Below are 15,323 nucleotides of genomic sequence, written 5' to 3' on the forward strand. Positions count from 1 at the left end.
GGGAACACCGCGGCGGTCGGTGAGGTTGGACCCCTCGTCCATCCGAGTGCGAGGAGAACCATCCATGTCGAAGCTGTTCGAGCCCCTGACCCTGCGGTCCCTGACGGTGCGGAACCGGGTCTGGCTCGCGCCGATGTGCCAGTACTCCGCGACGGACGGCGTCCCCGACACCTGGCACCTCGTGCACCTCGGCGCCCGGGCGACCGGCGGCTTCGGCCTGATCCTCACCGAGGCGTCCGCGGTCACGGCCGACGGACGGATCTCGCCGCAGGACGCCGGCCTCTGGAACGACACACAGGCGCAGGCGTGGGGACGGATCGTGGACTTCGTGCACGCGCAGGGCGCCCCGATCGGCGTCCAGCTCGCGCACGCCGGCCGCAAGGGCTCGACCTACCGGCCCTGGGCCGACGCCGCCGGCACCGTCCCGGCGGCCGACGGCGGCTGGCCCACGCTCGGCCCGTCCGACGTCGCGTTCGACGGATACGTGGCGCCGCAGGCGATGACCACCGGGGAGATCCACGACGTCGTGCAGGCCTTCGCCGCTGCGGCCGGCCGCGCCGTCGAGGCGGGCTTCGACACCGTCGAGCTGCACGCGGCCCACGGATACCTGTTGCACCAGTTCCTCTCGCCACTGTCCAACCGGCGCGAGGACGACTACGGCGGCTCGTTCGAGGGCCGCATCCGGATGCTGCTCGAGACCGTCGACGCCGTCCGGGCCACGGTGCCCGACTCGATGCCGGTGCTGGTGCGCATCTCGGGCACGGACTGGGTCGACGGCGGCTGGGACCTCGAGCAGAGCACCCGGCTCTCGGGGCTGCTGCGCGAGCACGGCGTCGACCTCGTCGACGTCTCCTCCGGGGGGAACGCGCCCGCGTCGATCCCGGTCGGTCCCGGCTATCAGGTGCACCTCGCCGCCGGGGTGCGTGACGGTGCGGGCGTGCCCACCGGGGCGGTCGGCCTCATCACCGAGCCGGAGCAGGCCGAGAAGGTCGTCGCCAACGGTGAGGCCGACGTCGTCCTCCTCGCCCGGGCGGCCCTGCGGGAGCCGTCGTGGCCCCTGCGCGCGGCCCACGAGCTCGGTGTGGCGCCGGACGAGGCAGGCTGGCCGGCGCAGTACACGCGCGGGGCGTGGCGCGACTGAGCCACCCAGGGGGACGAACGACGGGAACGAACGACGGGAGCCACCGCCCAAATGGGACCTTCCGCCGGATCCCGGGCGGTCGGTCCCGTCCGTCGGCCCGGCCGCGGCCACCTATCCTGAGACCCATGTCCCCGGAGCACGTCGAACGCCCCGAGCGTGCCCGGAACCCGCGTCGGCGCTCCCCGCGCCGTCCACAGCCGGGCCGGCCCAGGGCGCCGCGCGACCCGGCCGCCGACGCCGCCCGCATCGAGCACCGCCGCAGCCTCGTCCCGGCCATCGTCTACCCGGACAACCTGCCCGTCGTCGAGCGGCGCGACGACATCGCCGCCGCCATCCGCGACCACCAGGTCGTGGTCATCGCCGGGGAGACCGGATCCGGCAAGACGACCCAGATCCCCAAGATCTGCCTCGAGCTCGGCCGCGGTCTCGCCGGCATGATTGGGCACACCCAGCCCCGACGGATCGCGTCGCGGGCCGTCGCCGAGCGGATCTCTGAGGAGCTAGGCGTCGAGCTCGGCCAGGCCATCGGCTACCAGGTGCGCTTCACCGACCAGTCGAGCCGGGACACCCTCGTCAAGGTGATGACCGACGGCATCCTGCTGGCCGAGATGCAGCGCGACCGCGAGCTGCGCCGCTACGACACGATCATCATCGACGAGGCCCACGAACGCAGCCTCAACATCGACTTCATCATCGGCTACCTGCGCCAGCTGCTGCCGCGACGGCCGGACCTCAAGGTCATCATCACGTCGGCGACGATCGACCCCCAGCGCTTCGCGGAGCACTTCTCCAGCCAAGGCAAGCCCGCCCCAGTCGTCGAGGTGTCGGGTCGCACCTACCCCGTCGAGGTCCGCTACCGGCCGCTGTCCGGTGACACCCCGGACGACGAGCGCGACCAGGTCACCGGGATCACCGAGGCCGTCGAGGAGCTGTGGACCGAGAACCGCGAGGGCGACATCCTCGTCTTCCTCTCGGGCGAGCGGGAGATCCGCGACGCCGCCGACGCGCTGGCGGCCCTGGGCCTGCCGCAGACCGAGATCCTGCCACTCTTCGGTCGACTCTCCGCCGCCGAGCAGCACCGCGTCTTCTCCCGCCACGCCGGGCGGCGGGTCGTCCTGTCCACCAACGTCGCCGAGACGTCGCTGACCGTCCCGGGCATCCGCTACGTCATCGACACCGGCACCGCCCGCATCTCGCGCTACAGCCAGCGGACCAAGGTGCAGCGCCTCCCGATCGAGGCGATCAGCCGGGCCAGCGCCAACCAGCGGGCCGGCCGGTGCGGCCGGGTCGCCGAGGGGATCTGCATCCGGCTCTACTCCGAGGAGGACTACGCCGCCCGACCGGAGTTCACCGACCCCGAGATCCTGCGCACCAACCTCGCCTCGGTGATCCTCCAGATGACGACCCTCGGGCTCGGCGACGTCGCACGCTTCCCGTTCGTCGACCCGCCGGACTCGCGGCAGATCTCCGACGGCGTCCGGCTCTTGGAGGAGCTGCGGGCCTTCGAGCAGGAGGTGGAGGGTGACCCGAGGAGCCGGCGCAGGCTCACGGCATACGGGCGACAGATCGCCCTGCTGCCGCTCGACCCGCGCCTCGCGCGGATGGTCATCGAGGCGGACCGGCTCGGCTGCCTGCGCGAGGTGCTGGTCATCGTCGCCGCCATGAGCATCCAGGACCCACGCGAGAGACCGCTCGAGAAGCAGGAGCTCGCCAACGCCGCCCACAAGCGCTTCGCCGACGAGCACTCCGACTTCGTCGCCTACCTCAACCTCTGGCGCCATCTCAAGGAATCCCAGGACCTGTTGTCCGGCAGTGCTTTTCGCCGGATGTGCAAGGGTGAGTTCCTCCACTACCTGCGGATCCGGGAGTGGCAGGACCTGCACCAGCAGCTGCGGCAGGCGTGCAGGCAGGCCGGGTTGGACCCCAGCACCGGCACCGGCGCCGACGCGCCCGACCTCGACGCGATCCACCGCGCCCTGCTCTCGGGGCTGCTGTCGCACGTCGGGGTGCGCGATGAGGTGAAGCGCGACTACCTCGGCGCTCGCGGCGCGCGCTTCGGCATCTCACCGGGCTCCAGCCTCTTTCGCAAGCAGCCCCAGGTCGTCATGGCCGGGGAGCTCGTCGAGACCAGCCGCCTCTGGGCGCGCACCACGGCGCGGATCGACCCGCTCTGGGCGGAGGAGCTCGGCGAGCACCTCGTGAAGCGGTCCTACTCCGAGCCGCGCTGGTCGGCGAAGCAGGGCAGCGCCGTCGCGACCGAGCGGGTCACGCTCTACGGCGTGCCGCTCGTCGTCGCGAGGACGGTCGGGTATGCCGCGGTGAACCCCGAGGAGGCCCGCGACCTCTTCATCCGGCGGGCTCTCGTCGAGGGCGACTGGACGACCCGCCACCGCTTCTTCCACGACAACGCCGCGCTCGTGACGCGCCTGTCGGAGCTCGAGGCGCGCACCCGACGACGCGACATCCTCGTCGACGACGAGACGCTGGTGCAGTTCTACGAGACCCGGATCCCGGCCGACGTCGTCTCCGGACGGCACTTCGACTCGTGGTGGAAGAAGGCGTCCCGCCGCGATCCGCAGCTGCTGACCTTCACCGAGGACCTCCTCGTCAGTGACACCGCCGGGCGGGTCAACCGGGACGACTATCCGTCGACCTGGCGTCAGGGCGACCTCGAGCTGTCGGTCACCTACCAGTTCGAACCGGGCACCGCGGACGACGGCGTGACGGTCCACGTCCCCGTCGAGGTCCTCAACCGGGTGGGCGCGGACGGCTTCGACTGGCAGGTGCCCGGGTTGCGCGAGGACCTCGTCACCGCACTGATCCGGTCGCTGCCCAAGGTCACCCGCCGCCTGCTCGTCCCCGCGCCCGAGCACGCGGCGGCCGCGACCCGCGAGCTCGCCTCGCGTGGTCTCGGTCCCGACGACGGGCCGTTGACCGCGGTGCTCGGCCGGGTGCTGCGCGAGACGCACGGTGTCGTCATCGCGCCGGGGGACTGGGACGTGAACCGGGTGCCGCCCCACCTGCGGCTGACCTTCACGGTCGAGGACCCGCGTGGCCGCGCCCTCGTGAAGGGACAGGACCTCGAGTCGGTGCGGGACGCCGCCGCGCCCCAGGTCCGCCAACAGGTGGCCTTCGCCGGCGCGGCCGTCGAGCGAAAGGGCCTGCGGGAGTGGACGATCGGGGAAGTCCCCCACGACTTCACCTCGACATCACAGGGCGGTCGCACGGTCCTGGGCTTCCCGGCCCTCGTCGACGACCGCGACTCGGTGTCGCTGCGGATCCTCCCCACGCGCTCGGAGGCGACAGCGGAGCACCGGGTCGGCGTCCGCAGGCTGCTCATCCTCGGGACGTCGCCGCCCTGGAAGCAGGTGCTGGGCCGCCTCTCGAACACCCAGAAGCTCGCGCTCGGGCACAACCCCCACGGGTCGGTGCCGAAGCTGCTCGACGACTGTCTGGCGGCAGCCGTCGACGCCATCGCCGCGGAGCGCATCGACCACGAGGTGCGCACCCCGGAGGACTTCGCCGCAGCGCTGGCGGCCGTCCGGACCCACGTCGCGGCCAAGGTCGTGCAGGTCGTCGCCCTGGTGGAGCCGGTCCTGGCCAGGCACCTCCAGGTGGTCCGCCGGCTCGACGCCATGGCCGCCCCGGCCCTCACCCCTCTGGTCACCGACGTCCGGGCCCAGCTCGCCGAGCTGATCCGGCCCGGGTTCGTCGCGGACACGGGCTTCTCGCGCCTCGGCGACCTCGACCGCTATCTGCGCGCGGTCCTGCACCGGCTCGACCGCGCCCCCGCGGACCTCGCCCGTGACTCCCGCGCAGCCGAGGAGGTGCTCACGGCGGAGCACGCGTATGCCACTCTGCTGGCGACGCTGCGCCCCGCCCAGCGGGCGAGCGACGACGTCGTGGCGATCGGCTGGATGCTCGAGGAGCTGCGCATCTCCCTCTTCGCGCAGACCCTCGGCACGGCATACCCGGTCTCGGGGAAGCGGGTCCAGCGCGCCATCGACGCAATCGAGCGGGACTGAGTGCTCCTGCGGGTGCAACCTGATCCCGGCGGACCGGAATCACTGGCCCCCCGACGGCGTTGAGCCCCATGAGGGACGATGGTTCCCTCCGACGAGATGTTCCGAGGACGAGGAAGGCCCACCGTGCAGGACCCATCGGCGCTCTACCGTTTCGAGACCGACACCACGATCGACCCGGCGTCGGCCCGGGCCTCCGTCCTGCTCGTCGCGCTCGGCGGGTTCATCGACGCAGGTCGCACCCAGCAGGTGCTGACCGACCACCTCCTCGGCAGCCACGACCACACCGTGCTCGCCTCCTTCGACATCGACCAGCTCCTGGACTACCGGGGGCGGCGCCCGATGATGACCTTCGACCGGGACCGCTACACGAGCTATGCCGACCCGTCGCTGCTGCTCTACCGCATGCTCGACAAGGACGGCCACCCCTTCCTGCTGCTCTCGGGCGCCGAGCCCGACTACCAGTGGGAACGCGTCATCGAGGCCATCACGGGCCTGATCAGCATCCTCGGTGTCGAGCTGACTGTCAGCGTCCACGGCATCCCCATGGCGGTCCCGCACACCCGCCCGATCGGTTTGACCGCGCACGCGACCAACCCCCGGCTCATCACCGACCACGAGGCCGTCTTCGGTGCCGTGCAGGTGCCCGGCAGCCTCAGCTCCCTGCTCGAGCTGCGTCTCGGTGAGAGCGGCCGCGACGCCCTGGGGTTCGCTGTCCACGTCCCCCACTACCTCGCCCAGGCGGAGTTCGCCGACGCGGCGCTCGCCGGCCTCGCCGCTGTCGCCGGGGCCACCGGGCTCAACCTCGGCTCGGACGACCTCGCGGCCGCGGCCGGGCTCAACCGCGCCGAGATCAACCGCGAGATCGCGGGCTCGGACGAGGTCGCCACCGTCGTGGAGGCCCTCGAGCGCCAGTACGACACCTTCATGCAGGGCCGGGAGCGGCCCAGCCTGCTCGCCACCGAGATCTCCGAACTGCCGTCGGCGGACGAGATCGGCGCTGAGCTGGAGGCCTTCCTCAAGGACGTCACCACGGATGTCTCCAGGGACGCCACCGAGGACGGCACGGGGACGAGCGGCCCCACCGGCCCGGATGACCAGCCCTCGACCTGACCTCGGGGCCCGGGTCAGCCCCGGGTTGCTGGACACGTCAGCCCCGGGTTGCTGGCGGCGTCACCCCTTGGCCTCGGACCAGCGGTGGATGACGCTCGTGTCCACCACGAACCGCACCCGGTCGCTGCCCGTCCACCGGCGGGCACTGGCGGTTAGGGACGAGACGACGAGACGCCGGACCTCCGCGGCGGACGACTCCGGGGCGTGGACCAGCAGCTCGTCGTGCAGGCAGAGGACGATCTCGGCGCCCGAGGGGGCCACCGCGTGGCGGACCGTCGCGGCCCATGCCTTGAAGAGCTCGGCTGCCGAGCCCTGGATGACGGCGTTGCGCGCGAAGCGTCCCCGCGCGGAGTCGACGGCCTGTGCCTCGGCCCCGTCGACCGGGGGACCGCTCGGCTCGCCCGCCGCGAGGGTGGCCCCGAGAGCAATCCGGCGGCCCCCGAAGGTGCGCAGGGCCCCGCGCCCGACGCCCGCGGCATATGCGTCGTCGAGCAGGCGCATTGCCACCGGATAGGCACGCTCGAGGTCCTTGAGCGCTTCGCCCGCAGAGCCTGATCGCTGGCCGTACATCGCCGCGAGGACGGCGATCTTGGCGACCGGCCGGTCGATGCTGAGCTTGGCCGCCACCGGCGCGTAGAGGTCGTCGGCCCGGGTGGCCTCCGCGAACGCGCGGTCCCCGGAGACCACGGCGAGGACCCGGGGCTCGATCTGGCCGAGGTCCGCCCGCACGAAGACGTGTCCCGGGCGGGCCGCGATGGCCGGTCTCAGCGGAGCGGGCAGGTTGTGCAGACCGTTCTGCGCGGTCATCCTGCCCGCTGCGCCGTCGCACGCCGTCCAGCCACCACGGAGCCGGTCGTCCGGTCCGACGTGCTCGTCGAGCCACCGGTAGCCGTAGGTCGTGGCGATCCGCTCGTCCTTGCGCCACTGCAGGAGCGCCTCGACGAGCGGATGCGTCCCCCTGAAGGGCTCGAGGACCCAGGCGCGGGTGTTGGGCACCCGGACCCCGACGGCGGCAAGCAACTCGCGGACCTGGAGGGGGTTGCGCAGGTCGGTGCTCTCCCGCCCCGGTGCGTGCACGAGGACGGCGCGGTCCCGTTCGGCCCGGATCGCGGCTGCCTCCGCGTCGGAGCCGGGACGGCGTCCCGCCGAGCCGGCGATGAGCTCCTCGGCCACCGCCCGGTCGACCGGCAGGCCGTCGCGCTCGAGCTCTACGCACAAAAGGGCGGCGGCCGACTCCGAGTGCGCCGTGCGCACCGCGCGGGGCCCGACGTGCGCCAGCGCGGCCTCCTGGCGGCGGCCGACCTCAAGCAGCAGGTCGGCCAGCCCTCGCAGCCGCGCCTCGCCCAGCGCCCACGACGGCTCGAACGCGTCGACGCGCAGGTGCCCGTCCGCCCGGAGCGGGGAGGCCGGGTCGTCCGGCACCGACGACCCGTCGTCGAAGAAGTCGAAGAGGTCGCCGCCGGGTCGGGTTGGCAGGCTCGACGGGTCGAGTGCGTTGAGGCTCGCCCAGACGCGGGGCGGGTCGGCGGCCCAGCCGCCGTGCAGGATCCGGTGGGCCTCGGCGACGTCCCAACAGCGGGCGACGGTGACGCCCGCCCCCGCGACCGTTCGTAGCACGGCCCCGGCGCTGGTGACGAGCCACCTCGGGTGGTCGCGCTGCTCGAGGCGTCGGACCGCCTCGACGAGGCGGCCCCGGGCCACCATGACGGCGTCGGCACCGGCGCCGATGACGGCGTGGGCATCGCCGATGACCAGGGGGAGCATGGTCCCATCCAACCCGAGAACCCGACGCCACCGACGCCACCGACGCCCAAGACGCCCCACGCCCCTCGTCCCCCGGCGCGGCCGCGAGGGGCGAGCACCCGGCATACCCGGCCGTGGGTGCGCGCAGCGGGCGGTGAGCGGGAACCGACCCCGGGTGGCGCACGTTGCGTCAGTTGCGCCGTCTGGGCCACCTCGAAAGGATGGGGCCGGCCGGCTAACCCGGCCACCGACGGTGGCCGGCGACGAAAGGGAATCACTGTGGGGATCTTCGGTTTCGGTGACGACGACAAGGGCACCTCGGCAAAGGCTGCCGGTGGCGCCCTGTCGATGGCCGAGCGCCAGCAGGAGCCGCGGGGCCTCGCGGGCATGGCGACCGGTCTCGTGGAGCGCCTGCTGGACACGGGCATCGACGGCGCGGGTCCCCTCCCGTCCGCCCAGAAGGTCGCGGACTCCGCCCTCAGCGGTGCCCCCGACGCCGAGGCGGCCATCGACCGGGTCGTGCGAGCGCACCTCGCCTACGCCGGCGCCGGCGGATTCCTGACCGGGCTCGGAGGCTTTGTCACGATGCCCGTCGCGCTGCCGGCAAACGTCCTCGAGTTCTACCTCGTCGCGACCCGGATGACGGCGGCGGTCGCCTCGTTGCGTGGCTACGACATCCGCCAGGGCCAGATCCGCACCGCCGTCCTCCTGACGCTGGTCGGCGCGGACGCCGACGACCTGCTCAAGAAGGCCGGCGTCGCCGCGACCTCCCACCGGCTCACCAACCTCGCGGCCGGCCGGCTGCCCGGCCCGGCCCTCATGGTGGTCAACAAGGCCATCGGCTTCCGCCTCGTCTCGCAGGTCGGCCGGTCGACCTTTGCCAGGCTCGGCAAGGCCGTCCCGGTGGTCGGTGGCGCGGTGGGCGCCGGCCTTGACGTCTACATGCTGAAGAAGATCTCCGACAACGCCCGCAGGGAGTTCCCGCCCCGCGCGCTCCCGACGTCCTGACGTCGCGACATGCCGACGTCGCGTCGTCCTGAGGCTCTGACGAGCATGGACCTCGGCCATGGGTGTCCACAGGGGTTCTGCACGCCGTCCCACGGTCCACAGCCGAAGGAGCGGGCAGTGGCGGGGGTCCGCACGGCGAACGCACGATCGCCGCATGACACCAACCATCCGCCTGCGCGGCCCCGCCGACATCATCGCCGTCCTGCCCTACCACTTGGGCTACCGACCGTCCGACTCCCTCGTCCTCGTCTGTCTCGAGGGCAACCGCCTCGCCTTCGTCGCCCGCCTCGACCTGCCGCCGCCTGACGTCGACGAGTGGGCGGTTGTCGACGAGCTGCTGCCGTACGTCCTGCGGGAGGCTCCGGACCGCGTCGTCCTCGTGGGTTTCGAGACCGTGGCGGGCCGGGCCCAGCCCATCGTCGCCGCGATGCACGACGCCCTCCTCGACGAGGACATCGAGGTGGCCGACCGGCTGCTGGTGCGAGACGGCCGCTGGTGGTCCCTCGGCTGCACCGACGGCTGCTGTCCGGCCGAGGGCCAACCGCTGCCGGGGGACGAGGACGTGCCGGCCATCGCCGACTACGTGCTCCTCGGGCGACGGCCGGCCCTGAGCCGGGCCGATCTCGACGCGCGCCTCGCGCCGGGTCCGGTCGACGGGGCGATGACCGACCGGTGCACCAGGCTGAGCGCCGACCTGGCGGCGGCCGCCCGCCGTGGTGGGTCTCCCCAGCGGTCGTGGTGCCGCTCGGCCCTCAGCGCGTGGGGGGACCTGCTCGACGTCGACGACGAACCCGGCCGGCCCGGCGCGGAGCTGACGCTCGAGACGTGGGCACGCCTGGTCGTCTCCTTGCGGGATCGAAACCTGCGCGACCTCGTCATCGCGTGGATCTGCCCCGGCACCCTCTCGCTGGAGGTCTTCGAGCCAGCCCTGCTCGAGCTCGCCGAGAGCCACCTTCCGCCTCGCGGACGTGACGGCGCACGTCTACCGCAGGAGTGGGCGCGCGAGCACGACCGGGTGACCGAACGGCTCGCCGACCTGTGCCGTCACGGCCCGGCCGAGCTGTCGCCCGGCCCACTGACCGTGCTGGCCAGCTTCACCTGGTGGCTCGGCGACGGCGCCCTGACGCGCACCGCCCTCGAGCGGGCCCTTGAGGTGGACCCGGACTACCGGCTCGCCCAGCTCCTCGAGCGGATGGTCACCCTCGCCATCAGACCCGGGTGCGCCGCCTGACGTGCGCGCCGGGGCGCCCGGCAGGGTTGCGCCCACCGGCTCCGCACGGGGTGGCATCACCGGGTCCGGACCGGGTTCCACCAGCTGGACAGGGGCCTGCCAAGGCGTGGGCACTGATCGCTATAGTGGTGACAGGTCATGAGCTCCAGCGCACAGCCCCGGCTTGCTGGACGGCAACCCTCCACTTGCGGCGGGGTGCCCCGGGTGATGACCGGGTCCGGCCACACGGTCCGGGCAAGCGCGAGCACCCAGGAGCGATCCGATGACTGTGACCGAGGACCCCGCAGTGGTGACGGGCGCGTGGCGCCAGGGCGACCCGGTCGGGGACCGGGCCTTCCTGGCCGTCGGTGACCTCGACCTGGAGCGGGGCGGCGTGCTCCCCGGGGTCTGCGTCGCCTACGAGACGTGGGGGACCCTCAACGCGGCAGCCGACAACGCGGTGCTGATCGAGCACGCGCTGACCGGGGACAGCCACGTCGTCGGCCCCACCGCTCCCGGTCATGCGTCGCCGGGCTGGTGGGACGGGCTCATCGGGTCAGGCCGGCCGCTGGACACCGACCGCTGGTTCGTGGTCGCGAGCAACGTCCTGGGGGGATGCCAGGGCACCACGGGTCCGTCGACCCCGACGAGCGACGGCCGCCCGTGGGGCAGCCGCTTCCCGTTCGTCACGATCCGCGACCAGGTCGAGGCCGAGCTGCGTCTCGCCCAGGCCCTCGGCATCGAGACCTGGGCCGGCGTGATCGGTGGCTCGATGGGCGGGATGCGCGCACTCGAGTGGGCCGTCACCCACCCCGGGCGGGTGAGCCGGGCGATCGTCCTGGCCAGCACGGCATACGCGACGGCCGACGAGATCGCCTGGTGCCAGCCGCAGCTGCTCGCCATTCGTCAGGACGCGAACTTCCACGGCGGTGACTACTACGACCGCGGCGCCGGACCGGACGCCGGCATGGGCATCGCGCGGCGCATCGCCCACGTCACCTACCGCAGCGGCCTCGAGCTCGACGACCGGTTCGGGCGGGAGGCGCAGGCACGCGAGCAGCCCCTCGGCGCGGGGGGACGGTATGCCGTGGAGAGCTACCTCGACCACCACGCCGGCAAGCTGGCTCGACGCTTCGATGCCAACAGCTACGTCGTCCTGTCGGAGGCGATGAACTCGCACGACGTGGGCCGGGGACGCGGCGGGTTGGCGGCGGCTCTGGCCCAGGTCACCGCCGCGACGACCATCGTCGGGGTCGACTCCGACCGCCTCTACCCCGTGCGGCTGAGCACCGAGATGGCCGCGGGGATCCGCGACTCGGCGCAGCACACGATCAGCTCTCGCTACGGGCACGACGGGTTCCTCATCGAGATCGAGGCCGTGGGGGCGATCGTCCGGGACGCGCTGGGGTGACCGACGTGGCGCGGCGTGACGGCGCCTGCTCCGGGAGTCCCACGGGAGCGGGCGCCATCCGGTAGCGTCGGCGTCGACGTGGGGGATGCTCGCAGCCCCGGCGCACTGCCTGACGAGGAGGCTCCGCCCGTGACGATCGTGGTTGGCTACGTCCCGACGAAGGAAGGTCGGGCCGCACTGCGGCGCGCTGCGCAGGAGTGTCAGGTGCGTCGGTCGGCGCTGATCGTCATCAACTCCAACCGGGGGGGCGGCCACTACGACCCCGACGAGGCGTCCCGGTTCGAAGGCGAACTCGAGCAGGTCAAGGCCCAGCTGGACGCCGCCGGCCTGGTGCTCGAGGTCCGCCAGCTGGTCCGCGGCAACGACCCGGCCGAGGACCTCATCCTGGTCGCCGAGGAGGTCAGGGCCGAGTTCATCGTCATCGGCCTGCGCCGACGCACCCCGGTGGGCAAGCTCATCCTCGGCTCCAACGCCCAACGGATCCTGCTCGACGCCCCCTGCCCCGTCCTCGCGGTGAAGGCCGGCCCGGTCGAGGAGTGACGGGACCGAGAGGCCTGTGAATGCGGCGTTCGTCGTGAACATGCCGCCCTTCCGTCGTCAGGGCTGGCCCGGCGGAAGGGGCGTTTCGACTATAGCGGCCTCGGCGTTTTATAATGGTAACGAGCACGGACGAGCAAGGGCCGGAGCAGGACCTCACTCACGATCGGTCTCCCCGCCCCGAGCAGTCCGCAAGGAACTCCCTCCTCTCAACATGATCACCCTCGCGGGCGCATCCAGTGGTGCTGTCGCATGCGTCGCGACGAAAGGTAGTCGGTGTCAGTGTCAAAGGTCCCTCAGACCGAGCAGAACCCCCCCAAGGCTCTTCCCAAGGAGTTCTCCCATCCTGCGCTCCAGCAGCTGCTGGCGAGCGGGACGACGCATGGCAGCGTGGACGGACACCAGCTGCGCGCCGCGATCGAGGGCGCCCAGATCACCCCCACCCGGATGAAGGTGGTGCTCCGCGCCCTCGATGAGCAGGGGATCACGGTGACCCTCGACGAGGAGACGGCCCGCCGTGCGGTCGCCACGACGACGGCCAAGCGCACGACGACCGCAGTGGCGAACAAGGCTGCTGCCAAGTCGGCGACCAAGAAGACGACCGCGAAGGCTGCCCCCGAGACCGCCCCCGGGGGCTCGGCGCCGAAGGCTGCCTCCTCGAAGAAGGCCTCCCCCGCGAAGAAGGCCGCGGCGTCCAAAAGCACGACTGGCGCCGTCGCGGACGCCGCCGCCACGCCAACGAGGGCCGGGGCCGCCAAGAAGGCCGCTGCCCCGACCAAGGCCGCCGCGAAGAAGGCTGCGGCCGCGGCGAAGGGCAGCGACGACGAGGAGGTCGACGAGGCCGAGCTCGCCAAGATCGCCGCGGGCGAGGACGACGACGAGGACGGCGAGGACGCCACCCCCCAGACGGGCGCGCGCGAGGTGAAAAAGCCCGCCGAGGGCTCCGAGGAGGCCGGCTTCGTCATCCGTGACGACGACGAGGACGACGCCCCCGCGCAGACGGTCGTCACCGCGGGTGCGACCGCCGACCCGGTCAAGGACTACCTCAAGCAGATCGGCAAGGTGGCCCTGCTCAACGCCGAGCAGGAGGTCGACCTCGCCAAGCGGATCGAGGCTGGCCTGTTCGGTGAGGAGCGGCTCAACTCGGGCGACAAGATCGAGATGAAGCTCAAGCGCGAGCTGTGGTGGATCGCCCAGGACGGCAAGAAGGCCAAGAACCACCTGCTGGAGGCCAACCTGCGCCTCGTGGTCTCCCTGGCCAAGCGCTACACCGGCCGCGGCATGCTCTTCCTCGACCTCATCCAGGAGGGCAACCTCGGTCTCATCCGGGCGGTCGAGAAGTTCGACTACACCAAGGGCTACAAGTTCTCGACCTACGCGACGTGGTGGATCCGCCAGGCGATCACCCGGGCGATGGCCGACCAGGCACGCACGATCCGCATCCCGGTCCACATGGTCGAGGTCATCAACAAGCTCGCCCGCGTCCAGCGCCAGATGCTCCAGGACCTCGGCCGCGAGCCCACCCCGGAGGAGCTCGCCAAGGAGCTCGACATGACCCCCGAGAAGGTCGTCGAGGTCCAGAAGTACGGTCGTGAGCCGATCTCCCTGCACACCCCCCTGGGCGAGGACGGTGACAGCGAGTTCGGGGACCTCATCGAGGACTCCGAGGCGGTCGTGCCGGCCGACGCCGTGAGCTTCACGCTGCTGCAGGAGCAGCTCCACTCGGTGCTCGACACCCTCTCGGAGCGCGAGGCCGGCGTGGTCTCGATGCGCTTCGGCCTCACCGACGGGCAGCCCAAGACCCTCGACGAGATCGGCAAGGTCTACGGCGTGACGCGCGAGCGGATCCGCCAGATCGAGTCCAAGACGATGAGCAAGCTGCGCCACCCGTCACGCTCGCAGGTCCTGCGCGACTACCTGGACTGACAGTCCCCGTCGAAAACTGGTGATCCGCAGGTAGCACAGCACTCCCGGTCCAGATGTCAGAGTTGAGTGCGTGGGGTGTCCAGCCGACCGGCGCCGAGGGATCTCCCAGTCAATGATTGCTGGCCATCGCTGCACCTTCGTCGTCGACCCGTTCGCCGGGGCCCCTGAGAGCAGTCGGCCTGCAAGATACCGGACGTTGTACATGACCCCCCAGACGGGTCATGTGCACGGACGACACGACCGCCTACCGTGGTGTCATGTCGAATGGCGACCCGCACGAGCATGAACCGCTGACGGATGAGGTCCTGGCCGACGAGATCGAGCTCCTCGGTGACGTCATGACGGCCACGACCGAGCACGAGGGGCCCCTGCGGGACCAAGACCTGGACGACGCGCTCGGCACGTGACCGACGCAGGCTCGAGGGGCAGCGTCTCGACGCCCCCCAGTGCCCAGAGGGGAGCCTGCTGCGGACGGCGATGCCGCCGCAGCGTCTGTCCTTCGACTTATTCTCCTGCGAGATAGCGGAGGCGAGGAGGACGACGCGGGCCTAGAGTTGGGTCGCCCCCCGGCAGAACCAGAACAGACCACTTCGAACGTCGGAACCGCACGGACCGTGGACTCGACCCGATCGGTGACCCGATCTCCCTTCTGCACGCGGGTTCTGGCGGAGGCTGCCTGAGCTTCCTCCGGCACGGAGGTAGACCGCGGGGCGCGTGGTAGGGCCCGTCGCCAGTTGTGCAACGACGGGCCCTACCAGCGGTCGGTTCGAGGGCTACCCGATAACGGTGAATGGGCCAGCGGTGCCACCGACTGACGACTCGATCCAGACGGTCCCAAGGTTGGTCGGTCCCGCCGCCGCGTTCCTCAGGCGTAGGTCAAACACGCCGCCGGTTGCGGGAGCGGCCGCCGCCGTCATGGTCGCCCGCCCCAGCACGGGTCCGCTGGGGCTGCCCTTGTGCACGGTGATGACGCCGCCGACCACAGATCCGACGCCGGTGACCCGGAAGTCACCGACCTTCCATCTGCCGGTCCCGATGGACACCTGGTCCGGCTTCGGGGTGACCAGGACGTCGTCGGTCTTGACGGTGGTCCCCGATGTGACCGTAAGTCGGAAGGTCAGCGCCTTGTTCGTCATCGGGTCCTTGTAGAGCGCCAGGGTGAAGCTGGGGCTCAGCGTGGCCGAGCCGGTGAGGGTCACCTGGTCCGGGTCG

At 71.9% G+C, this 15,323-nt stretch carries 10 protein-coding genes, 1 pseudogene and 1 riboswitch; of the genes and pseudogenes, 9 read left to right on the forward strand and 2 right to left on the reverse strand.

What is annotated here, in order from left to right; all coding sequences use genetic code 11:
* Positions 1–64: 64 nt before the first annotated feature.
* The 3 genes from ACLL9L_RS11520 to ACLL9L_RS11530 all read left to right on the forward strand — a co-directional run bounded on the left by ACLL9L_RS11520 (position 65) and on the right by ACLL9L_RS11530 (position 6,276).
* A complete protein-coding gene (locus ACLL9L_RS11520; RefSeq protein ID WP_411284802.1) occupies positions 65–1,141 on the forward strand; it encodes an NADH:flavin oxidoreductase/NADH oxidase in 1,077 nt (358 codons plus the stop codon).
* 125 nt (positions 1,142–1,266) lie between these two features.
* Positions 1,267–5,166 (forward strand): ATP-dependent RNA helicase HrpA, encoded by a 3,900-nt coding sequence (gene hrpA / locus ACLL9L_RS11525; protein WP_411284803.1) that lies wholly within the window; start codon positions 1,267–1,269, stop codon positions 5,164–5,166.
* 123 nt (positions 5,167–5,289) lie between these two features.
* The gene (locus ACLL9L_RS11530; protein WP_411284804.1) at positions 5,290–6,276 is read left to right on the forward strand and encodes a PAC2 family protein; all 987 of its coding nucleotides are present in this window, start codon (positions 5,290–5,292) and stop codon (positions 6,274–6,276) included.
* A 60-nt stretch (positions 6,277–6,336) separates the two neighbouring features.
* Here the strand turns inward: ACLL9L_RS11530 and ACLL9L_RS11535 are convergent, their stop codons facing one another.
* Positions 6,337–8,040 (reverse strand): DNA polymerase, encoded by a 1,704-nt coding sequence (locus ACLL9L_RS11535; protein WP_411284805.1) that lies wholly within the window; start codon positions 8,038–8,040, stop codon positions 6,337–6,339.
* Positions 8,041–8,298: 258 nt separating this feature from the next.
* Between ACLL9L_RS11535 and ACLL9L_RS11540 the strand changes: the two genes are divergently transcribed.
* The 6 genes from ACLL9L_RS11540 to ACLL9L_RS11565 all read left to right on the forward strand — a co-directional run bounded on the left by ACLL9L_RS11540 (position 8,299) and on the right by ACLL9L_RS11565 (position 14,518).
* Positions 8,299–9,027, forward strand: a complete 729-nt coding sequence (locus ACLL9L_RS11540) for an EcsC family protein (RefSeq protein ID WP_411284806.1) — start codon at positions 8,299–8,301, stop codon at positions 9,025–9,027.
* A gap of 154 nt (positions 9,028–9,181) precedes the next feature.
* On the forward strand, positions 9,182–10,258 hold the full coding sequence (locus tag ACLL9L_RS11545; RefSeq protein ID WP_411284807.1) for a DUF4192 domain-containing protein: 1,077 nt from the start codon (positions 9,182–9,184) through the stop codon (positions 10,256–10,258).
* 134 nt (positions 10,259–10,392) lie between these two features.
* Positions 10,393–10,505: riboswitch (SAM riboswitch) on the forward strand.
* 15 nt (positions 10,506–10,520) lie between these two features.
* Entirely contained in the window at positions 10,521–11,648 is a 1,128-nt protein-coding gene (locus ACLL9L_RS11550) for a homoserine O-acetyltransferase (RefSeq protein WP_411284808.1), read from the forward strand.
* Between the two features lie 129 nt (positions 11,649–11,777).
* On the forward strand, positions 11,778–12,188 hold the full coding sequence (locus ACLL9L_RS11555; protein ID WP_411284809.1) for a universal stress protein: 411 nt from the start codon (positions 11,778–11,780) through the stop codon (positions 12,186–12,188).
* A 279-nt stretch (positions 12,189–12,467) separates the two neighbouring features.
* Complete coding sequence (locus ACLL9L_RS11560) at positions 12,468–14,111, forward strand: RNA polymerase sigma factor (RefSeq protein WP_411284810.1); 1,644 nt, start codon at positions 12,468–12,470, stop codon at positions 14,109–14,111.
* Positions 14,112–14,368: 257 nt separating this feature from the next.
* On the forward strand, positions 14,369–14,518 hold the full coding sequence (locus ACLL9L_RS11565; RefSeq protein ID WP_411284811.1) for a hypothetical protein: 150 nt from the start codon (positions 14,369–14,371) through the stop codon (positions 14,516–14,518).
* Positions 14,519–14,884: 366 nt separating this feature from the next.
* Here ACLL9L_RS11565 and ACLL9L_RS11570 read toward each other — a convergent pair.
* Positions 14,885–15,323: pseudogene (locus tag ACLL9L_RS11570) on the reverse strand (hypothetical protein); the annotation flags it as partial.

The sequence above is a fragment of the Lapillicoccus sp. genome, assembly GCF_046595215.1.
Lineage (GTDB): Bacteria > Actinomycetota > Actinomycetes > Actinomycetales > Dermatophilaceae > Lapillicoccus.